General features: G+C 32.0%; 22 protein-coding genes and 2 pseudogenes. 5 read left to right on the top strand and 19 right to left on the bottom strand.

What is annotated here, in order from left to right; genetic code table 11:
- Nucleotides 1-223 precede the first annotated feature (223 nt).
- A complete protein-coding gene (locus G7Y42_RS00355; protein WP_241161880.1) occupies nucleotides 224-400 on the top strand; it encodes a hypothetical protein in 177 nt (58 codons plus the stop codon).
- A 590-nt stretch (nucleotides 401-990) separates the two neighbouring features.
- On the opposite strand, the gene G7Y42_RS00350 is transcribed toward G7Y42_RS00355, so the two are convergent.
- The 4 genes from G7Y42_RS00350 to G7Y42_RS00335 form a co-directional block, all read right to left on the bottom strand.
- A complete protein-coding gene (locus G7Y42_RS00350; protein WP_165002785.1) occupies nucleotides 991-1338 on the bottom strand; it encodes a DUF6176 family protein in 348 nt (115 codons plus the stop codon).
- An 817-nt stretch (nucleotides 1339-2155) separates the two neighbouring features.
- The gene (locus G7Y42_RS00345) at nucleotides 2156-3121 is read right to left on the bottom strand and encodes a DUF4435 domain-containing protein (protein WP_165002784.1); all 966 of its coding nucleotides are present in this window, start codon (nucleotides 3119-3121) and stop codon (nucleotides 2156-2158) included.
- Nucleotides 3090-4472: an AAA family ATPase gene (locus tag G7Y42_RS00340; protein WP_165002781.1), complete on the bottom strand. Its 1383-nt coding sequence runs from the start codon at nucleotides 4470-4472 to the stop codon at nucleotides 3090-3092. The genes G7Y42_RS00345 and G7Y42_RS00340 overlap by 32 nt, the downstream gene beginning before the upstream one ends.
- 123 nt (nucleotides 4473-4595) lie before the next feature.
- Nucleotides 4596-4859: a helix-turn-helix transcriptional regulator gene (locus tag G7Y42_RS00335; protein WP_165002779.1), complete on the bottom strand. Its 264-nt coding sequence runs from the start codon at nucleotides 4857-4859 to the stop codon at nucleotides 4596-4598.
- Nucleotides 4860-5064: 205 nt separating this feature from the next.
- Between G7Y42_RS00335 and G7Y42_RS00330 the strand changes: the two are divergent.
- A pseudogene (locus G7Y42_RS00330) lies at nucleotides 5065-5361 on the top strand (tyrosine-type recombinase/integrase); the annotation flags it as partial.
- A gap of 561 nt (nucleotides 5362-5922) precedes the next feature.
- On the opposite strand, the gene G7Y42_RS00325 reads toward G7Y42_RS00330, so the two are convergent.
- The 3 genes from G7Y42_RS00325 to G7Y42_RS00315 all read right to left on the bottom strand — a co-directional run bounded on the left by G7Y42_RS00325 (nucleotide 5923) and on the right by G7Y42_RS00315 (nucleotide 8065).
- Entirely contained in the window at nucleotides 5923-6096 is a 174-nt protein-coding gene (locus G7Y42_RS00325; protein WP_157733684.1) for a hypothetical protein, read from the bottom strand.
- Nucleotides 6097-6127: 31 nt separating this feature from the next.
- Nucleotides 6128-7687: a hypothetical protein gene (locus tag G7Y42_RS00320; protein ID WP_096081683.1), complete on the bottom strand. Its 1560-nt coding sequence runs from the start codon at nucleotides 7685-7687 to the stop codon at nucleotides 6128-6130.
- 132 nt (nucleotides 7688-7819) lie between these two features.
- Complete coding sequence (locus tag G7Y42_RS00315) at nucleotides 7820-8065, bottom strand: helix-turn-helix transcriptional regulator (protein WP_165002777.1); 246 nt, start codon at nucleotides 8063-8065, stop codon at nucleotides 7820-7822.
- Between the two features lie 104 nt (nucleotides 8066-8169).
- Here G7Y42_RS00315 and G7Y42_RS00310 point away from each other — a divergent pair, with 104 nt between their 5' ends.
- The gene (locus tag G7Y42_RS00310) at nucleotides 8170-8943 is read left to right on the top strand and encodes a hypothetical protein (protein ID WP_165002775.1); all 774 of its coding nucleotides are present in this window, start codon (nucleotides 8170-8172) and stop codon (nucleotides 8941-8943) included.
- Between the two features lie 52 nt (nucleotides 8944-8995).
- Here the strand turns inward: G7Y42_RS00310 and G7Y42_RS00305 are convergent, their stop codons facing one another.
- From G7Y42_RS00305 to G7Y42_RS00255, 11 genes and pseudogenes are all read right to left on the bottom strand, one after another.
- Complete coding sequence (locus G7Y42_RS00305) at nucleotides 8996-9310, bottom strand: hypothetical protein (RefSeq protein ID WP_165002773.1); 315 nt, start codon at nucleotides 9308-9310, stop codon at nucleotides 8996-8998.
- A gap of 76 nt (nucleotides 9311-9386) precedes the next feature.
- Nucleotides 9387-9881 (bottom strand): hypothetical protein, encoded by a 495-nt coding sequence (locus tag G7Y42_RS00300; protein WP_165002771.1) that lies wholly within the window; start codon nucleotides 9879-9881, stop codon nucleotides 9387-9389.
- Nucleotides 9874-10188 carry a hypothetical protein gene (locus G7Y42_RS00295; RefSeq protein WP_002320994.1) on the bottom strand — a complete coding sequence of 105 codons (315 nt, stop codon included), beginning with the start codon at nucleotides 10186-10188 and terminating at the stop codon, nucleotides 9874-9876. Before G7Y42_RS00295 ends, G7Y42_RS00300 begins: the two co-directional genes overlap by 8 nt.
- Before the next feature lie 21 nt (nucleotides 10189-10209).
- Complete coding sequence (locus G7Y42_RS00290; protein WP_165002769.1) at nucleotides 10210-11547, bottom strand: relaxase/mobilization nuclease domain-containing protein; 1338 nt, start codon at nucleotides 11545-11547, stop codon at nucleotides 10210-10212.
- Nucleotides 11532-12029, bottom strand: a complete 498-nt coding sequence (locus tag G7Y42_RS00285) for a hypothetical protein (RefSeq protein WP_047632222.1) — start codon at nucleotides 12027-12029, stop codon at nucleotides 11532-11534. Before G7Y42_RS00285 ends, G7Y42_RS00290 begins: the two co-directional genes overlap by 16 nt.
- A 148-nt stretch (nucleotides 12030-12177) precedes the next feature.
- A complete protein-coding gene (locus G7Y42_RS00280) occupies nucleotides 12178-12516 on the bottom strand; it encodes a hypothetical protein (protein WP_099098420.1) in 339 nt (112 codons plus the stop codon).
- A gap of 3 nt (nucleotides 12517-12519) precedes the next feature.
- Nucleotides 12520-12705, bottom strand: a complete 186-nt coding sequence (locus G7Y42_RS00275) for a hypothetical protein (protein ID WP_165002767.1) — start codon at nucleotides 12703-12705, stop codon at nucleotides 12520-12522.
- A gap of 23 nt (nucleotides 12706-12728) precedes the next feature.
- Nucleotides 12729-15290, bottom strand: coding sequence for a pLS20_p028 family conjugation system transmembrane protein (locus tag G7Y42_RS00270; protein WP_206215479.1), 2562 nt, complete (start codon nucleotides 15288-15290; stop codon nucleotides 12729-12731).
- A pseudogene (locus G7Y42_RS14945) lies at nucleotides 15262-15482 on the bottom strand (hypothetical protein). The gene G7Y42_RS00270 and the pseudogene G7Y42_RS14945 overlap by 29 nt, the downstream one beginning before the upstream one ends.
- Complete coding sequence (locus tag G7Y42_RS00260) at nucleotides 15479-16354, bottom strand: hypothetical protein (protein ID WP_165003340.1); 876 nt, start codon at nucleotides 16352-16354, stop codon at nucleotides 15479-15481. Before G7Y42_RS00260 ends, G7Y42_RS14945 begins: the two are co-directional and overlap by 4 nt.
- Before the next feature lie 265 nt (nucleotides 16355-16619).
- Complete coding sequence (locus G7Y42_RS00255; protein ID WP_002287692.1) at nucleotides 16620-16919, bottom strand: helix-turn-helix domain-containing protein; 300 nt, start codon at nucleotides 16917-16919, stop codon at nucleotides 16620-16622.
- 199 nt (nucleotides 16920-17118) lie between these two features.
- Between G7Y42_RS00255 and G7Y42_RS00250 the strand changes: the two genes are divergently transcribed.
- Both G7Y42_RS00250 and G7Y42_RS00245 read left to right on the top strand, forming a co-directional pair.
- Complete coding sequence (locus G7Y42_RS00250) at nucleotides 17119-17916, top strand: helix-turn-helix transcriptional regulator (protein ID WP_165002763.1); 798 nt, start codon at nucleotides 17119-17121, stop codon at nucleotides 17914-17916.
- Nucleotides 17917-17966: 50 nt separating this feature from the next.
- Entirely contained in the window at nucleotides 17967-19109 is a 1143-nt protein-coding gene (locus G7Y42_RS00245) for a tyrosine-type recombinase/integrase (RefSeq protein ID WP_165002761.1), read from the top strand.
- A 97-nt stretch (nucleotides 19110-19206) separates the two neighbouring features.
- Here G7Y42_RS00245 and sufB read toward each other — a convergent pair whose 3' ends face one another.
- Complete coding sequence (gene sufB / locus G7Y42_RS00240) at nucleotides 19207-20598, bottom strand: Fe-S cluster assembly protein SufB (RefSeq protein WP_165002760.1); 1392 nt, start codon at nucleotides 20596-20598, stop codon at nucleotides 19207-19209.
- Nucleotides 20599-20601 lie beyond the last annotated feature (3 nt).

Genomic DNA, 20601 nt, shown 5'->3' with positions numbered 1-20601 from the left:
TTCGCAACAAATTCATTCTCACAAAGCTGATAGCCCTCGTCCCTTTGAAAGAAATTATTTTTGCTTCGCTTTATTACGAAAACTCATCTAATTTCTACCAAAACTATGAGAATAAACTACTGAAATGATATGCTTAACTATTTTTTCTTTTGGTGCACTGACTTATTGCTTGTAGCAAATTAATTAAAACAAAAACATTTTTAGGAGTGATTTAATATCCCAATTGGATCAAACGTACGAAAATTATTTACAACAACCAGACACGTTATCTTTTACTGAAATGACTACTATCCATCAAGAAATATTGAAAAATGCTGATGTGAATAATAATGATTTTATCGAAATTTGGGAAGAGTTGATGCGTGCTGCTATTCGTCATACAGTACTTCGCGCAGAATAGCAGCAATTTTCTAAGCCATAAAAATTGGAAAAAGCTCGGAATCATTAAATTGTTTTGTTTCCTGGCTTTTATTTTTTAAACTAATTTCTTTATACTCTCCAACCATAAAATATTTATCTTCTTTTAAATGGTTTGATTTTCATCATTTCATCTGTTAATTTTCTAATCTTCAATTTTAGACCAAATTCATATTACGAACAAATCTGTAAATCAATAAACAAACTAGCCCAAAAGTAATATTTCATTTTTATAATAGCTCATTTATTCGATTTTTAAGAACAGCCTCTATATCTAATAAAGTGTCAATATTATCTATTCCTAGAATATTTCTCTTTATTCTCACTAGATAGTCGAGCTTTATATGTGTTATCTACAACTCTCTAGCTTCACTAATATTTCTCTAATTGTATCAACAATATCAGGATGTAACCTATTAAACAAGTCAGTTTTCTTGATACCACTTTTTTTCTTCGTTCAATACTGGTATCAATCCATCATCTATTAATATTAATCTCAATACATCCAATTTATTCTAAAAAAACTTGCTCTAATAGCCCATAAAATCTATTTGCTTAATCTAATAGTCATTTTTATTTCATATTACTACGTATTTTATTAGGAATCATCACAACTTCAGTGGCCAAATCGACTGGCTTGTATGTAGAATCTATGCATTCATCCCAATATTCTAAATGTTTTTTATCAATCCAGCTCTCAGAATCCTCAACAGGAATTCCACCTTCCCCTTGAATAGAATACCAGTACAAAAACTCATCACCATTTAGCTGTTCTCTAAAGATCGTTTCAACAAACATTTTTTCGTTTTCTAATGTTAGTAATGTTTCTTCCATATGATCATTTAAGAACGTCATCCATTCATCCACTATAGCCGTTTTTCCTACTTTTACTTTAAATCTTGTAAGTTCTGTCTGAAGCATGATATCCGTTCCTTTCATCGTCTTATTACTAGTATATCATTATTGACATTATATATTTTACTCTTATAAAAAAGTATTACAAAAAAGTATTTTGTCTTTATTTCCCCTATGCATTTTTTTCGTTTTCTTCTGAAAGGATTTCATTACTTAGATAGTTTTCACCGTAACAATCTACATATCCATTTCTCATTGGTATTACTTTTGATGTTACTTTCTACACACCCAAACAAAAAAAGCCAGAAATACCTTCAAATAGGAATTTCTAGCTTAATCAATTCAATTACTCTACACTGCCTTCCAATAACTCTTTTGGGAATCAGAGAAAAGAGATAGGCTTTATATAAATAATTCATTTGACAAATTACCATAGACTGACAGTGTATATTATCAGGTATTATCATCGATAACGTAGCCAATATCGTATCCAAAATAGCAGGTAGAGAAGTTATTTGAGGATTCAAGTTCTTCTGCTTCACTCATGAAATTAAGTCAGTGGTGAATAAGTGAGGAGAGTTGATATTTCAATATTTTTTAAATAGATTTTATCAATTCATGGATGATAGTTCTTATTACTTGATTTTCTGATCGTATTCAAATTGCGTGGCATGTTTTTTAATAGAAAATCAGAAAATTCCTAAAGTATCATACCAAAAGACCCTTCCATGACTATTCTTTGAAAGAAATCGCGGAATAGACTTTATAGAACTAGTTAATCAATCATTATTATATTATTGAGCTGAAGCGTTAGGAGGAAACTACTATCAATATCATACCCAAAAATAACAAGTAAAAAATTAATTGGCCAACTAACATTCTTTTATGCAAAAGATTGTAAATAATCAATCAACTGTTTAGGGGTTTCAACATAACCTCCTAATGAAGATAATTGGTTTTTAGACACCTCAAGATAAAAGCTTTGATATTTTTTAGAGAATTTACCTTGTTTATTTAGTTGCTTTAATAACTCAATAAATTGCTTCAAAAACCACAGATCGTTTTTTCCTCTTGTAAAATTTTCTATTTCTTCTGATATAATTTCACCGTACTCTTCATAGAATTTGATAATTTTCATTTTATTTTTCGTGAAAGAGTCAAAATTTGATCTTGCATTTTTTTTACCTCTTCTAACATCTTCTTCTAATTTATTTTGATAATGCTCAATTAACGATTCAAATTTTAAATCTATTTTAGTCTCTATCTTATCTATGGATATACAAATATTTTTCTCTAAATTTAATTTATTTAGCTCAATGGACATCCCACTGTGAATACAGGCTGCACCTAAAATATTAAAATCCTTTATTTCTGCTATAAAGTCTCCATGTAACTTCTCGTATCTTTTTATCACCTCTTCATAATCTTTCGAAGAAATATTCATGCCCATCTCATTCTTCAATATCTCTTTTAATACATGTGTATCAGTGTAATAATTTTCAATTGAATATCTTTCAGTTTCATAAATATCGGAATTATCATTTCTTTTTAAATTATAATCTTTATCAATAAAGTATAGTTCTCTTCTCTCCGAATGTTCGTTTATCTTTTTATAAATATCTAGTACGTTTTCCCTGCTACCACAATGGTAAGTATTGAAATCAGGTGATAAATACTGTTTGATTCGATCATTATAAAATTTTCTATCTTCACCCTCATAGAATGCAAAATACCAACCATCTGCTACAATCTTTTTATCATAAGAATACTCTAGCCACACTGAAGGAGGTTTTTCCAAATCTTCAACCATGCGTCTTTTAATACCCGTCATTTCGTAAACCGCTTTCATAGGTAAAATCTTCCAATTCGTAAGTCTCATCAAATAATTTATCAAATATAAACGGCGAATGTGTCACTGAAACTAACATCTTGCAATTATCAGACTCAGATAAATCAAAAATAAAATTTTTTTGCCAATCTAAAGACAAAGAAAGTTCAGGCTCATCAAAAAGAATAATTAAATTTCTTGCATCCTCTAAAAAAACTCTTGAGAAAGTAGAAATCAATTGTTTTTCTCCAGAAGATAGCTTTTCTAATGGAATTTTTTTATCAGGAATATTATTATGAACTATTTCTATTTTAATTTCACTAGGATCATAAATCATTTTTTTATTGTACAGATAATTATTACACTTAGTTACAAAATTCTCGATTCTGTTATCAATAGATTTTAAATTGTTATAATTATTAACTATATTCATTACCAAATTCGCTAAATATTTATCTTTAGATAAGTCCCCTTTATGATACATCTCTATTATCCTATTTCTTGTCTCTTTCGAAACTTTAGACCCAACTCGATGAAGAGCTATATCTATAGTTTCAACAGTAGTATTGTTTAAATTTTCATCTACAATTCCATCAAGATACTGATTCAATAATTTGCTAGTCATAGTATTAAAACTATCAATTGAACTATTCTTTATAGTATTTAATAATGACTCTAACCTTTTTTTTACGTCATCCATTCCAAACTGAATTAGTTCACCTGTTTGTTCAGTATCTAAAAGCTCTCCATGAATATCCCTCTCAGTCAGATATTCTTTTCTTGAATTTGAGGCATAGCTTAGGTTTGAAGCATCTTCTTCTATTCTACGATACGTTGGAAAGTAGAATATCTTATATTCCTCAAATATTTTTCCTATTTTTTTAATAAAAAGCCCCAATTCTCCGCTACCGTTCTCATTCGATATATAATTTATTGCATCTTCAAATATCACTTTTGGCATTTTAGTTTTTTTATTAACAATTTTGAAATATTCTTCTAATTCTTCATTATTCGCTGTTTCTTCTAAAATAGACTGAAATTGACGCTCTGAAAGAGAATCTCTTATATATCTTACATTTTTTTCAAAAATACGCCCTCTTTTGGCTCTTATTTTACTATACTCAGCATAATTTTGAATTTCCTCATAGTTAAGAGTATAACTGGCATTAAAAAAATCTATCTTAATAAAATCAAAATCATATTTTGCAAGCATCCCCAACTGTCCTGTAATAGTATAGTAAAAAAGAGCAAGAACAGTAGTCTTACCTATACCATTTTCCCCTACATAGATTGTAGTTTTATCCTTAAATTTCAAATTAACATCTTTTTCCCCAAAAAGATTGGCAATTAAAAACCCTTTAATTAATTGCATTTTTATAACCTCCTAATATTTAGTTTGTGATATACAACTGTATACCCTATCGTTACATATCCCATTCATTATTATACCAGTATTTCTTTGTGATACATAAGGGTGTAACAATAGATTTTTATACTAAAGACTACAAGTAGTCATTGAAAGCAAGTCTTCATAAGACACCTGTAGAATATCCCTAATAACTCTCAATTGATCTAACTTAATGTGTTGCCGGCCGCCTTCAATCTTAACCAATGTTTCCCTAGTTATAGCAATTTTACTAAGCTGTAGTTCTCGTACTAATTCTGTTTGGCCCATTCCTTTTTCTACTCGGATTCGTCTAATATTGCTACCGATTACATTTTCTCTATCAATAATTTTTTCCTCTTTCAAGAATAGCACACCTTTTGGACTAATATTAGTCCTTTTTCTTATTAATCTTAAAGATTTGGTATACTACAACGGGACTAGTATTAGTCCATATTCAATTTTAAGGAGGAATTTTTTTGAAGAAATTTGCAATCATTCTAACCTGCGCTTTACTCATCGGAACTATAAGCGGGTGTACCGCTTCTGATACAAGTTCTACAAGTACTGAATCTATTACAACAACCTCAGAAAAAAATTATTCACTACAAACACAAACAATCTGTACTACCCCCCAGTAGTAAACGATTGATTAGACTGGATTTACAAAAAGACACCGATGGAGCCTCAAATTACTCCACATGGATTTCGGCATACCCATGCTAGCTTACTTTTCGAATCTGGGGCTAGTGTTAAAGAGGTCCAAGAGCGATTAGGACACAAAGATGTCAAAACTACTATGAACATCTATACTCATGTTACTCCTGAAAAGATTAAAGAAACTGGGGAACGATTTGCAAATTATGTAAATTTTTAACAGATGGCATTTAATTTAGCATTTACTCTAATTAGCTAAAACAAAAAAAGATACCAAAACACTGTTAATTCAATGTTTTGGTACTCTTTATTTTTATTATCCTACCGACCCTTCCAATGACTCTTTTGGGAATCAAAGTAAAGGAATAGGCTTTATATAAAGATTTCATTTAACAAATTGCTATGGACTGACAGTGTATATTATCAGGTACTATCATCGAGAACGTAGCCAATATCATATCCAAAACAGCAGGTAGAGAAGTTATTTGAGGAATAAACTGTTTCTTTTAATAATAATTTTTAAATAGTAATGCAATGGAAGAAAAAACATTGGGAGATGGATCCAATCAATAAGAAGATTGTTTGTAGAAGTATTTCTCTCCTTTTAACAATATATTCATCCTCCAATAGTCTCAATTGAATTTTCTTGTTTTCATCTATGAAGAATTAGTCATATAAATCGCAAGAATACAATAATGTCGATTCACATTTCTATCATAATAGCTATAAAAGCTATCTTGTTTTACTTGATATTTTTTCAATAATCAAAAAGGAAGGCTGATTAGCCTTCCAAGCATAAAACTACATTGTGAACGGGATCTTTTGAAAAAACCGCATTACTTGATTCTAATTCTTTGTAGTATACTTTAGAATCATGATTTTCTTGTTTTTTCTCATATTCATTATAGTATACTGCTTTCATTAGTTTTACTAATTCTTGATTTTTTTTATCCATAATCATCCCATCTTTCTACTTCACACGTGAGTTAGCGAAAAAAATATGAATAACTTTTATTTGCTTCTGTTCTATACCTTCTAATTTTTGAGGATACAGATTTTCTCACTTCAAAATTGGATTTATACTTAACTGCTCTCTTTTTATTATGACATACTGTAGTCTTTTCATCAATAATTTCCTTCTGATTCTTTATTTCAATGTATCCTTTCGATTTTAGAAACTCATTTAGTTCTGTTGTCTCAATAAATTCCTTAAAGATTGGCCATGTTAAGTATTCATTTACTAAAGCAACATCATCCTTTCCTGATTGAGATGTTTCAGCTATTAATTTTTCTAAAATATCAATCGCCACTTTGAAATTATCATCAATTAAAGCTAAACACATTAAATGCTCATTTTTAGCAAGCGAAAAATCTTCTGATTTTCTAATTTGTTCCATTCTTTTTAAATTTCCCGTCCATTTGAGGCTCTGCAAATAGTTGACAGTCAATAAAAGCTTATTTGATGCATCTATTTTAGATGCATCCTTCCAAAGCATATCAAAAACTGAGTAAGCTATCTCATACTTCTCGCTCTTCAAGTAGTTAAAAGCAATATTGTGGAATTTTTTAAAAAAAATATTAAACTGTGTAGGAAAAAACTTCTTTACAACATAAAAAACTGACTTTATTGAAATAAGAAAAATAATATTCATGTTCTCTTCCAAATATTCCAAAGATACACTTATTTTTTTCCCTACAAGAAAGGCTTTTTTTTCATCACTTATTTGTTTTATACTGTTTAGATATCTTTTATTAATAACAGCATTATTATGAATGATTAAGTTTCTTCTTAAAAAGAATTCTTTGAATTTCTCCTCGTCTTCATCAACTAACTCTTTAAAAAATTCTTTAAAAGTATTTTTTCCAATATATTTTAGCCATGTAATTTGCGAACCTCTCATAACATCCTCAACGGATTTTTCAATTAGGTATTCTTTTGCTTCTTCTAAACTACTTAATTCAATAATTTGTTCAAAAGATAATTGCTTATCGTTTATTTTTGAAGAAGATGAATTGACTATGATAAAAGAAATTAGTTTTGAGTGTAGTGATTCAAAAGCGTTACTTATCGTAATTAATGATGTTTCAAATAATAAATGCCTTTGTCTAGTCCTTTTTCTACTCTCTTCCAAATAAATTTCAATCTTACTTCTCATTTTTGAATCTTTTAGAGATAAAGAAATAGAGTCATCTTCACTTAATTCAAATAGAACCCCTCTTTCTTCACTAGAAATCATTTTTAGCAATTTTTTGAGCAATTCGTCTGGAGCCCCTTCTTCTGGCTTCCCAAGCTCATTGAATAGTCTTCCGTTACTTTTTTCGTTAATATTTTTTAAATTGTCAATAAAACGTGCTTCATTTTCCTTCATTTCTATATACATTAGATTTAAAAGATTAAAGCTATCAAGAATACTTTGTTCTTCTTCATTTAAAATTACTTTAAGTTGAAAAGTCGAACCCATAATTTCATCAATTGAATTAATATAACTGTCAACTGCTTCCATCTGTTCAATAAAATTCCCTAAATCATCTAATAGACCTTCCATAAATATCTCCTTATCTCTATACAATTTATAAGTATACCCTTAACGACATATATCATCCTTATTATACCAACATTTACATGTGACATATAAGGGTGTAATATTAATAATTTAAATCCAGCTGACTACAAGTAGTCATTGAAGCAAGTCTTCATAAGGCACCTTTAGAATATCCCTAATAGCTCTCAATTGATCTAACTTAATGTGTTGCCGGCCGCCTTCAATCTTAACCAATGTTTCCCTGGTTATAGCAATTTTACGAAGCTGTAGTTCTCGTACTAATTCTGTTTGGCCCATTCCTTTTTCTACTCGGATTCGTCTAATATTGCTACCGATTACATTTTCTTTATCATTAATTTTTTCCTCTTTCAAGAATAGCACACCTTTTGGACTAAAATTAGTCCTTTTTCTTATTAATATTAAAGATTTGGTATGCTACAATGGGACTAGTATTAGTCCACACACAATTTTAAGGAGGAATTTTTTTGAAGAAATTTGCAATCATTCTAACCTGCGCTTTACTCATCGGAACTATAAGCGGGTGTACCACTTCTGACATAAGTTCTACAAGTACAGAAACTAGTACAACAACCTCAGAAAAGAATTACCCAATACATTTTTTTCCGGTTCCAGATGGATTTGAAGCTTATTATCATGATAAAAAGCTAGATGTCCCTTTATCAGAAACTGAATTTACTGAAAAGATTTTGTCAATTGAAATTGAAAGAAATCAAGACGATATAAAACTAAAAGCTGATCTTCCCTTACTGAACAGCACACAAATTGATAGACATGAAAATATCAAAGCTAATATTGAAAAAGGAGCGTTAGCACAACTTTATACTGAAAAAGTTGAACAGTTTTTTGAGGCTGGTTCCAATAAAGACTTTTCAAAAATAAGCGATTATTCGGATAACTTTTTCAATGAAACCCAAGATGAAATCACGAACTCAACTTTTATGGCTGAAGATATGTACAATATGACGTTAAAAAAAATAAAAGCTTATGACCGCCCATTAAATCTGACACTAAATAATGGATCACTCTCTTTTGTATTAGCAGGTTACGTTGACTATGAATATACAGCAGATTATTTGGAGACGCCCCTTCAACACGATAATAACGATATTAATTTTAGATTTATCTACAATTCAAAAAGTAAAACATGGTTAGTTGATCAATTGAGCACTATAAATACGGGATTTCATGAATTACCTAAGCCTGACAATGAAACTGCTTTGGTCATTAAAACATTCTAAAAAAGAAACGTTGAAGGAATAATTATTCTTTCAACGTTCCTTTTATTGTTTTTCAGTTTACGGTCTTACCTGAGCGAATAATCTGATTTCTAAATGATTGGAAAACTTCTTGTGGTTGATAATAATCTGTATCTATTTCAAATGTTTCAGAGAATAATTCATTGAATTTTTCTACTGAAATGATGATTTTACCATTCTCCTCTCGACTGTTTTCTATTATTTCTGCTTCTAATTCAAATAAATCTAGTGACGAACTAAAATCATAAATCCTGTCATATTGAACAAAAAAATCAAGAAAAAGTTGCTCAAACTCTTTCTTATTTATCACTAGTGTTTCAAGCGGATCAACTTTATTTTCTTCAGCCATTCTTCCAATTTCCTCACTTTCATTTTCAAAAATCACAAAAATGATATTAACTTAAAAGCCACTAACAAAATAAGACTTACAAAGTAAAGGGTAATCCAACAAAATAACCATTCGCTCTACGTACTACGATTTGGTAGTCCTGCCTTTCAATCGGTAATTCATAATAGTAATTTACGGTTTCTTCTTTGCCACTTTCAATATACTCTGGATTATCCAATATCATAGCATACTCATAAAGCTCTTCACCATCCTTATTTTCAATCGACCATTGTTGCGGACGTATCGGATTTTCTGTATCATTTTTAAGTGTATAGGTCATTTGTAATACACGATCATGTTGTGCAAATTCATTTCTTTTTTCGGTCAATTCAATATTTTTAAATGTTAATTCAACCCCATCTGCCTGATAAGTTTCACCTATTTTTAAATCTTTTGTTACAATTTTTATTGGCTTTTCTTCTGGAAAATATCTGGCTTTAATTGTTAGATAACTTCCAAAAAGAATCAATCCTAGTAGCACTAAAAAAATTCCTTTAACGAGCCACTGAAACGGGAAGTAAACTTTAAACATCTTTTTTCTCCTCCGTTTTGTATTTGTTTTTCAGAGAATACGATAACTTTTGATCAATGTCATCCAGCTTTTCAATTACTTCATTACTTATCATTGATTCTAGTTCTGAAATTTTTTGTTCAAATTTAATGCTTTCAGGATCATTAAATTTATTATTTGATGGACTAGCTAACACTGGTAAATTTGAAACCATAACACGAAACATATTTGCCTTGGAACCAAAAACTCCTTTGTTTTGGTTGTAAAAATTGTTGAATATTTCTTTAGTTTCTTCTGAAGCCGAGACTTTAAAATATGGATAGTTCATTTTTTCCCTCTCCCTGTTTACTCAAAAATCCATATCATATTGATTTTGTCGTTTTTGATAATCAATTTTTCTTGCTGTTTCTTCATACTCTTTCCGAGCTTTTTCAATCGTACCATCATCAATTGCACGATTAAATAAATAAAGAACACGTTTTGTTTCTTGAATATAACGCTTCTTAAAATTACGTTCTAAATCGGGTTCAGTATCATGAATGTTAAATTGGTCATAATCAGTTGATAAACTCTCTGCGATATCATAAACAACTTTTTTATACACCAAATCTACACATTTCTTCTTATACTTTAAAGGTTCCTCTTCCACTGCAAATCCAAAGAATTGGGCTTTATTCTCACCAAAAACATCTAATAAAATTTCTATTCTGTCCTCTATTTCAAATTTATATTTGTCATAAAATTCTTCATAATCTTTTGATGATCTAAGAAATGGTATATTCTCATTATCTAATTCAAAGCGTTGCGCTCGTTCTTGCCAATTAATTCTACTATCCGCTCTACCATTTAACGATTTACCAAGATGTCGAATAGCAATTTCAGTGAGTACCTCTTCAGATTGAATTTGCTCCGCTTTTTTATTTTCTGTGAACAAATCATCAAGATAATTCATATCATAGTTTTGCCCTAAACGCTTTCCGCCAATCTTTAAGATTAACCCACCTTCAGAATCTAAGAGTTTGTACCCAATACGCTGATTTTTGGCAAATCGATAGGTCTCAACAGAATGTTTTTTCTTCAATTCCGCATGAAAGTCATCATAATTTTTCGCAAACTGAGCAACTTCAGAAACAGCTAGTTTTATTTTTTCTCGATTTGAAATCTTATTTTCAGTTCTAAATTCACGTTCTTTCCAATTTTCACGATCTGCAACTAAATGATTATACTTATACATATCAAGTGGGCTAATTCCATTATCAATAAGTATATTATCATTCCAGGCCTGCAAAACTCGAATATCATTCTTTCGAATATCCATTTTCTTTCCTGTTCGCTGATCGTTTGGCGAAATACCAAAGTGATTGTGAACATGCCCTTTGTCTGTGTGTGTGACGACCAAAATTGACTGGTTAGGAAACATTTTTTCTGCCCACTTAACACCCAACTCATGTGCTTTTTCAGCGGAAGTATCTTCTAGTGGATCAAAGCTTTGTGTAAAATGCCAAAGCTTTATTTTCCCTTTATCACCAAAAATTTCATTGGTTCGTTTAAAATCCTCAATAGCATTTAAATCATTCGATACGCCAATTCCTGTCACGAGTTCAGAATCTTCTTGTTTATTTAACATATATGAAATTGTATTATGAATACTCCTACTTTTTGAAGCAATTTTTATAATCGAGCCCATAACTTATTCAACTCTTTTTCCAAGCGATTCAATGGATCACTTATTGATTTTATTTGTATCATTAAGTCATTTTTTTCAGCATATAGCCGCTTTAATCGCTCTTGCTTAGTTGTAAAAGATAAGTAAACACTCTGATGTTCTTCTTTTTGTATCTCGGTATCTTTTTTATTTAACTGAACACGCAAATAATTTGCTGTTTTCACTAATTGATTCAAATTTCTTCCTATTGCTAGTAAATGAAAATTAATTTCTTTATATTGTCGATCGGTATATTTTAGACTTTTCCCTGCGTTGTCTACTGCGATTTTCTTCACGTACATTGGAACAGATAAACCAAAAATGTCTGCTGTTTTTTCTAGCTCTTGGTACTGATAATCGTCTACTCGAAACTTTATCGGCCTATTTTGTCGTCGACTATCTTCATTACGTTTATATCGCTTTCGCCTTTCTTCTAATGGTAGTTTACTGACATCAATTGCCATGCGCACTTCTCCTTTCCAATATTATTTTTAAGTTCAAAAGAAGCAAGCGAGGGGAAAGGGAACCCTTCCCCGCTTGTCGAGGGAGTAAACTCCCTACGAGCACCCTCATGCTCCGCATTTTATCGAGATTAGATAGCCGATAAATCAGCTACCTAACACTTTCTTCTTGCGCCTCTTCTCGATAGAAAATTCGATACGCTGTCTCTCCTTTTCTTCTCAAAAATTGTTGGAACTTCGTTTCCAACAATTGATCGCTTGCAAGAAATTCATGCACTAGGGTAAATTCGCTATTCGCGAAATTTACCGCCTTTTGCCATTTTTCTCGAGTACCTTTTTGATTAATCTCAAAAGTTTCTTCAAACTCTTTTACTGATGAAATTCCTGTTTTTTCATAGGCAAACTTTCCCAGTTCGGGATAAAGCTTTCTCTCCAACTCGGCGAGTTCTTTTTTCAAATCTGCAATTGATTTTTGTTTTTTCCTTGCCATTTTTCATGCTCCTTTTTGTATGTGACTAAGTTCATTCATAAGCTCATTTTTCATCTTTAATTCTTCTTGAATCATCAGTTCAATATAATTAGTGACCGTGATTTTTTTATTTGTTGCATTCTTTACTGATTCACATAATTCGTCAAGTTCTAAGAAATCATGCGTACTAATCTTTAGAATTAATTGCATGACAATCCCCCCTTTTATTTTTTTTATAGATTATCGAAAAGCGGATTAGGATCATTAAGTGTATCTCTGAATAACTCGTTGTCTTCATAAGTGAATCTTCGTCTTGGTTTTGATCCCTTATCATTTTCACGGATTTCACTATCAATAATCACTGTTTCATGATTTGAATCAAATTTTTTCGCTGACTTTCTGTCTTCAACGATATTGATTTTTTGTGTTTTTTCTTTCATTTCTCCACTATCTTTTTGAACGTTCTCCCGAACATCTACTGTTTTGAATCCTTGACTACTTGTAGAATTTTGTATATTTTCTCGAACATCTACTGTTTTTGGTTGACTTGTACTGCTACTTTGCAGATTTTCTCGAACATCAATTGTCTTAGTACCTTGAGCATTTGAAGAACTTTGTAAATTCTCTCTTACATCAACATTCCGTCCGACATGACCATTCAGTGAACCTTGAATATTTTCTCGGACATTTACTGATCGGCCACCTTGACTACTTGTAGAATTTTGTAGATTTTCTTTGACTAATTTTTCTAATCCTGTATTTGAATTTTTAGCTTCTTGAATTCTTTCTTTGGTCAACGTTTCTTTTTCGTCCATATTAGCGCCTGTACGTCCTTCTACACGTTTCCTTATCATTTCCTCGTGATTCATTGCTTCAGGCGTGTATTTCGCTTCTTGTCGCTTCTGATTAATTAATTCTTCAGCAGACTTAGCTTGACCGTGCATAGCATTTTTACGTTCTTCAATATCTTGTTGGACTTTTTGCTGAATTGCACTTACAGGATTATTATTCGATTCAGCATTATTTTTCATTGCTTCACGCATACGTTCAGAACTAGACATAATTCTATCAGCATTTTCAACCTTAGCACCATCTTTTCTATCCGAAAGACGTGTTGGCATGGAATCAGCATATTTTCCAGTTTCATCTTCTTTATTTTTAGCTAACATAGGTTTGCTATTTTTATTAATTGCGGACACTGTACCATCATCTAAACCTTCTTTGAACTTATTCTTGGTATCATTAGCTATATCACGCATACTTTTAAATGGTTTTGTTGCTCTTTCACTAGCCATTGTAGCTCCATCTGAAGCTAAACCTGATAATCCACGTTCATGGGCATATCCCAAAGCTCTTCCAGTTTTGCCAGCTTTTTTTGATATACTTTCGCCGAAATTCTTTTCTGGTTTTCGATCTTCTACTTCTCCGCTGTCTGATCCATTTCCGTTTCCACTTCCTTTTGCACGATTAAATCCATTTGATCCTTTTCTAAACAGCATAGCGCCCATGCCGAATGCTGAAGCAAGCTGGCCATAGCCTTCTTTTAAACCAATATCCACGCCAAAGTAACGCATGACTGTTCCACTGCCTTTTATTAAAACAAACACAGCACAAATATAAGCAATTGTTTTTATAAAAATATTTGTTGAGATACCTTGTCCTGAGTTCAGAAAATTGATAAACATAGCAAACATGGATAGTCCAAATCCTTGAAATCCAACAGTTAAGTAACATTGTAGAATATCTGATAAAACAACTTTTGAACGCTGTCCTGTCTCAATATCTGTTGCAAAAACAAGAACACCTAACACACGTTTAAATGCAAGTTCTAGTATTGCTGTAATGATGACAAAAGCACTGAAAACATAGGCGACTGCTAAAGCTATCAATCCTATTGCTATCCCCCATAAATTCGCTTGATAACGATAATATCCCGACTTTAAACCATCTGAAAAGGTAGATAAGAAGTTATCATCAAATTTTGTTGCAACAAATTCATTATCGGAATTTTCAACTAATTCATAACGCAGATTATCAGCTATTGGGTTCTCTTTTTCCATTTTGTCGAGTACATTATCTGTCAATACTTGTGTAAGATCTGTTTTCCAGAAATTTTCTTTTGTTAGATTATTTCGGTCATTTGTTTTATCGATCATTGAATATTGATCCGTTTTATTGATATAAGCTAAATCAGTAACCCCTTGTTCAATCAGCGACCACGCCACGCCTTCATCTGAATCTGTAATCGTAGTTGAATCATTATAAAAGGTTTTAGAAAACTCTATTCCGCTGTGAATCAAAGTTGGCATTAAAAGAATCAATAAAATTGACATTACAACATTCATTCCAACAGATTTTAGATCAACCGTTCCTTTACCTGTAATCATTTTATAACCAATAATCACTAGTGAAAGTATCATTAAGCCAACAACAATGGTACTTAAAACTGATTGATAGACTTTGTTCAATCCAGCACTTTCCACAAAGCTAAACAAATCTAAAACCTCGGGAATCATATTTTGAATACCATCGACAACAGCGAACATTGATTTTATAACAGACCAACCTATCCACATACCGAACTGACTGTAAAAATTTCCGTTATATTTTTTAAGATAATTCTGATAAAGTGGATTAGTTAAAAACTCAGTTTGGCTTTTTGTATCATCAAACCAGTTGAAAACACTGCCTTCTGCAACGTTACTCGTAAAAATAATCATAGCTGTTAGAATAAGAAAACTAATCGACAACCAATTAATTTTACTCTTAATTACCTTCATTGTTACCTCCCTCAGCCCATTTTTTTAGGCTCTCAGAAAGCTTCTGAGCTGTTTTTCTGTCAATTATGATGTGAGTTTTACACATTTGTCATTTTCAGATCTTAAATCGAGAACTACAGTATTGAAGCAGATACTCTCGATTAGTTCGAGAGTATCTGTGTTTTGATCAAGACACCATATTTGATCTATTAGACGATTTTTAATCATGTTTTTTCTCCTTCTAACCAATTATGCATAGGGATTTTAGGTAACTCTTTAATTCTGAAGGCTTTATTGAATTGATCTGTAGTTTCTATATTTTCTAGAAGCTGATTTTTATATCTAATTTGAAGTCCCTTTAGAAAAAACTTTGTGTAATCGAATAGTCCTTGATCTGTTTTTGCTTGAAAAACGCATGCTTTATGTTGTGTTATAATGCATTGAGCGTTAAGATACTGAGTATTTTCATATAAAAATTCAATGATTTTTCTGATATCTTTTATGTCTACATTAGCGTTTTTCAAATAGTGATACACTTGAAATAATTTTCGACCATCTTCGTTATTTGCTTCATAAAGAACACTAATCTTACTGTAAATCCTCTTTATATTAATATCCTCTTCTTCCATAACGGGAGTAGTCTTTGATGTGTTCTGTGAAGTAGTCTTTGTATACGTATATACGAATTTGTACATACCTCTACCTTTTTTTAAAGAGACATATCTCTTTTTTTCGATAACCCTCTGACGGATTTTCGACACATACTCCTTTTTTTCACGATCTAAAGCAGGAAAAGTAATTTCTATCAATTTATGTACATTTAAAACAATGTACATAACATTTGATAATGTAACTGCTCTTTGCTCATAATAAATATTTCTAAAAACTCTTTTGATAATTCCCTTTTTCTCTAAGTACACAATTGCATCTTTTATAGCTCTTTCTGATAGTCCTGTTTTTTTGCTTAATTGCTTATATGATTTTTGCAAAATATCTTCAATAAATTTCTTTTTATATCCAATTAACTGGCCCTCATCGTTAAAAATTTTTTGGGGTCTGTACCAGTAAGTAATTTCTGCTAAGATAACTATTGCATTCAAATAGGGCTTCTCAACACCTTTTTTCGTTTTTTTTCTTAATTGATCGTACCATGTGTGTGGAATTACATTTCCGTCAAAATTTATTTCTCTAAGTTTGTCAACTACAACATTTCCAGAAGAAAACACCTTTTCACCTTCTTTTTTGATATAATAGCTATAAATAAAGTTTTCTCAGCACTTTATTATTGAGTGTTCCCCCAGTCTGCAAACTTTTGGGAACACTTTTTTTCTTTTTTTAAAGCATTTTTTTATAATTTCTACTTCATCATCTTCCAATATTTTCCCCCCTTTTCATTCGAGCAAACATAAACTCATTAACTGCCTTTTTCGAATAAAATTTTCTTGCCCCTAATTCAACTACGGGCAATCCCTCATTTCTCACAGCATTTTTTAAAAAGTTTTCACTCACATTTAAGTATTCCGCCATTTCTTTTTGATTGAGATATTCCCTTGTCATCCCCGCATTTTCTTGAGCCTTTTCAATAGCTTTTGTAGCAATTTGATAAAACTGCTTTAGAAACATTTCCTCCTGTTCTTCTGAAATCATTAATTTTATTGCTTCCACAAAAACCTCTCCTTTTTAATTAATTATTCTATAACTCCTCTACCTTTATAAGTACAAATAAATACAAATTGCGTAAAAATGTATTTATTTGTACTTATAAGAATAAAGTATCATACTCCAGATAAAAAGTAAATACTTTTAAATACTTTTATTTTATAAATATGATATACTATCTTTAAAAATAAAAAGGAGAAAAAAGATGAAGCCGAATCCTTCAGAAGCAGGAAAACGAATCAAACAATTACGCCTTTCATGTGGTTTTACTATGGAAGAACTTGGAAGGAAAATAGATAATTCACCACGTGCGACCATATCCAACTGGGAACGTGGGACCAATTTGCCAAATCCACAAAAGCTGAAATTATTATCAACTATCACTAATTCAACAATTGACTGGATTAAATGGGGAACTTTAGAAGAATATATAACTTCATACCTTATCGATATAGGGTATGAGCTATATATTAAGGACTTCCCAGAAATACCTCACAAAGTCTTTAAAGACATTCAAGAAAGATATAGTGATACGTTTTCGCTAGATAAAGACTATGAGTTATTGAATCCTATAATAAAAAATATATTTACAAAATATTACTCAAAAGATTTTGAAATTTATCTAAATGAGATACTTGCTAATAATATCAATCCTCTGATTGAAGAGTACGCTAACCAAAGACACTCTATCTCTAAAGAACTATTCTTCAAAAGGGCCAACAGTAAACTTCAAGATAAGATAAGAAACGGTGATTTCAAATACGGTGAAAAAGAAACAATGATTGAATCTTCAAAACAATTATTAGACGAAATGGACTTAGCTTATAAAGATTTTTCAGAGTATTCATCTGTCGAGGATTTCTTTTATAAAATTACTAAAAACCAATTTGAAACAGAAAAATTTATCTCTGATCTTAGTAAAAAATACAATTTTCCATATGAGAAAAATAGTATGATCGCAAAATTTCTAACTAATAATCACGATAAATTTAAAAACAATTGATTCTTCAAATAACTTCTCTACCTGCAATCATGAAGTAAGGAGAGAATCAAATGGCAACATTTTTTAGTTATAAATTACAAAATGGCGAAAAATATTGGGGATTTGAAACTTATTTAGGAAAAGACCCCAAGACTGGAAAGGATATACGTACAAAGCGTAGAAGATTCAAGTCAAAAGCTGAGGCGCAAACAGCACTTAATAGACTACTTGTAGACTTTAAAGAAAAACAAGAGTTTAAAATCAATGTTACAACTTTTCAAGAGTTGTATGAATTATGGATTAATAACTACAGAACAAGAGTAAAACCGTCTTCTGTTGCCGTTGCTCAACGTTTTTGCAAAAACCATATATTACCTGCTTTTGGGGAATTACGATTGGATAAAATAAGTGTTAGTTATTGCCAAAAACAGGTGAATGAATGGCACAAAACATTAAAACAATATGGTTTCTTGAGAAAAACAACTGCTCAAATATTTAAATTTGGGGTAGCAATGGAAGTCTGTAAGGATAATCCTATGTCTAAAACATTACTTCCAAGAAAAATTGAAGAAGAACAACCCTTGAAGTTTTACACGAAAGATCAATTACAACTGTTTTTACAGAATACTAAAGAAAATAATTCAGTTAAACTGTACACTTTTTTCCGTTTATTAGCTTATACAGGAATGCGTAAAAGTGAAGCATTGGCGCTACAATGGGAAGATATAGACTATTTCAATAAAACAGTAACAATTGGTAAAACTATCGCTCAAGACGAGTTTAATCAAGTAGTGCTACAGGTACCTAAAACTAAAAATTCTTCAAGAACGATTCAGCTTGATGATTTTACACTTAAACAACTGCGTATTTGGCAACAAGAACAAATGAAGATAATGATCCTATATGGCTATAACACGAATTCACCAAAACAGTTTCTTTTCACTACAAACACAAACAAGTTGTACTACCCCCAAGTAGTAAACGATTGGTTAGACTGGATTTACAAAAAGACACCGATGGAGCCTCAAATTACTCCACATGGATTTAGGCATACCCACTGCAGCTTATTGTTTGAAAGTGGTGCGTCGATAAAAGAAGTACAAGAACGATTAGGTCACAAAGATATTAAAACTACCATGAATATCTATGCTCATGTCACACCACAATCTATCAAGAAAACTGGTGACCGATTTGCAAAATTTATGGGCGAATAATTCCGAGCGTAGCCAAAAACGTAGCCAACTATTAAAATACAAATAAAAAAATGCTCGAAACGCTTTAATATCAACGTTTCGAGCAATGAATTAGTTGTTATCCAACAGACCCTTCCATCTCATAACTGATCAATCGGTTGAGTTCGACTGCGTATTCCATTGGAAGTTCTTTGGTGAATGGTTCGACAAAGCCCATGACGATCATTTCAGTGGCTTCGGCTTCGGTCAAGCCTCGGCTCATGAGATAATACAGCTGCTCTTCAGAGATTTTTGAGACTTTGGCTTCGTGTTCCAAAGATACTTGGCTGTTATGGATCTCGTTGAATGGGATCGTATCGGATTTCGACCATTCGTCCATGATGATCGTGTCACATTCGATGTGAGAGATCGAACCAGCACTGTCTTTGGCAAAGGTGACTTGTCCTCGGTAGTTTACTTCCCCGCCGTCTTTTGAGATCGACTTGGAGACGATGGAGCTTGAAGTGTTCGGTGCATTATGGATCATTTTCGCCCCGGTATCTTGGATCTGGTTCGCCCCTGCAAAGGCGATGGAAAGCATCGTTCCTCGTGCGCCTTTTCCGTCTAAGTAAACACTTGGATATTTCATAGTTGTTTTCGCACCAAGGTTTCCGTCGATCCATTCGACTGTTGCACCTTCGTAGGCTTTGGCACGTTTTGTTACAAGATTGTATACATTGTCTGACCAGTTTTGGATCGTTGTATATCGGCAATACGCATCTTTTCTCGTGAAGATCTCAACGATAGCAGCGTGCAAGCTGTTGCTTGAATATGTTGGTGCAGTACAGCCTTCGACATAGTGGATACTTGCGCCTTCATCGACAATGATCAATGTACGTTCGAATTGCCCGGTGTTTTCCGCATTGATCCGGAAATAAGTTTGTAGTGGCACATCGACTTTGACGCCTTTTGGTACATAGATAAAGGTTCCGCCTGACCATACAGCTGAATTTAGTGCAGCTAATTTGTTGTCAGTTGGCGGTACGAGTTTTGAAAAGTATTCTTTGAATAGTTCTGGGTATTCTTTCAAGGCAGAATCCGTATCGGTAAAAATGATCCCAAGTTTTTCGAATTCGTCTTTCATATTGTGGTAGACCACTTCTGACTCATATTGAGCGGAAGCGCCTGCTAAGTATGCACGTTCGGCTTCTGGGATCCCTATTTTTTCAAAAGTGTCTTTGATCTTATCTGGTACATCATCCCAGTCACGTGCTGGTTTGTCACTTGGTTTCTGGTAATATTTGATGGCATCGAAGTCGATGTCTGAAAGATCTGGTCCCCAAGTCTGCATCGGCATTTTATTGAATGTTTCCAATGATTTCAGGCGGAACTCAAGCATCCATTCTGGCTCGCCCTTGATACGCGACATTTCGCGTACGACTTCTTCTGTCAAGCCTTCTCCGGTACTGAAAACTGGTTCCACGTCATCGTGAAAACCGAATTTGTATTCTTCTAATTCTGGTACGCCCATGTT

It is taken from the genome of Enterococcus sp. ZJ1622 (assembly GCF_011038845.1).
GTDB lineage: Bacteria > Bacillota > Bacilli > Lactobacillales > Enterococcaceae > Enterococcus_B.
The sequence above is the reverse complement of the archived record's forward strand: the minus strand, read 5'-3'. Positions and strand labels throughout refer to the sequence as shown.

Excerpts from the sequence above, each read along its gene's own strand:
- sufB (WP_165002760.1), bottom strand. The coding sequence starts at position 20,598 with ATGGGCGTACCAGAATTAGAAGAATACAAATTCGGTTTTCACGATGAC.
- G7Y42_RS00285 (WP_047632222.1), bottom strand. The coding sequence starts at position 12,029 with ATGGCAATTGATGTCAGTAAACTACCATTAGAAGAAAGGCGAAAGCGA.
- G7Y42_RS00250 (WP_165002763.1), top strand. The coding sequence starts at position 17,119 with ATGAAGCCGAATCCTTCAGAAGCAGGAAAACGAATCAAACAATTACGC.
- G7Y42_RS00290 (WP_165002769.1), bottom strand. The coding sequence starts at position 11,547 with ATGGGCTCGATTATAAAAATTGCTTCAAAAAGTAGGAGTATTCATAAT.
- G7Y42_RS00340 (WP_165002781.1), bottom strand. The coding sequence starts at position 4,472 with ATGCAATTAATTAAAGGGTTTTTAATTGCCAATCTTTTTGGGGAAAAA.
- G7Y42_RS00325 (WP_157733684.1), bottom strand. The coding sequence starts at position 6,096 with ATGGATAAAAAAAATCAAGAATTAGTAAAACTAATGAAAGCAGTATAC.
- G7Y42_RS00245 (WP_165002761.1), top strand. The coding sequence starts at position 17,967 with ATGGCAACATTTTTTAGTTATAAATTACAAAATGGCGAAAAATATTGG.
- G7Y42_RS00280 (WP_099098420.1), bottom strand. The coding sequence starts at position 12,516 with ATGGCAAGGAAAAAACAAAAATCAATTGCAGATTTGAAAAAAGAACTC.
- G7Y42_RS00305 (WP_165002773.1), bottom strand. The coding sequence starts at position 9,310 with ATGGCTGAAGAAAATAAAGTTGATCCGCTTGAAACACTAGTGATAAAT.
- G7Y42_RS00320 (WP_096081683.1), bottom strand. The coding sequence starts at position 7,687 with ATGGAAGGTCTATTAGATGATTTAGGGAATTTTATTGAACAGATGGAA.
- G7Y42_RS00295 (WP_002320994.1), bottom strand. The coding sequence starts at position 10,188 with ATGAACTATCCATATTTTAAAGTCTCGGCTTCAGAAGAAACTAAAGAA.
- G7Y42_RS00350 (WP_165002785.1), bottom strand. The coding sequence starts at position 1,338 with ATGCTTCAGACAGAACTTACAAGATTTAAAGTAAAAGTAGGAAAAACG.
- G7Y42_RS00345 (WP_165002784.1), bottom strand. The coding sequence starts at position 3,121 with ATGAAAGCGGTTTACGAAATGACGGGTATTAAAAGACGCATGGTTGAA.
- G7Y42_RS00300 (WP_165002771.1), bottom strand. The coding sequence starts at position 9,881 with ATGTTTAAAGTTTACTTCCCGTTTCAGTGGCTCGTTAAAGGAATTTTT.
- G7Y42_RS00275 (WP_165002767.1), bottom strand. The coding sequence starts at position 12,705 with ATGCAATTAATTCTAAAGATTAGTACGCATGATTTCTTAGAACTTGAC.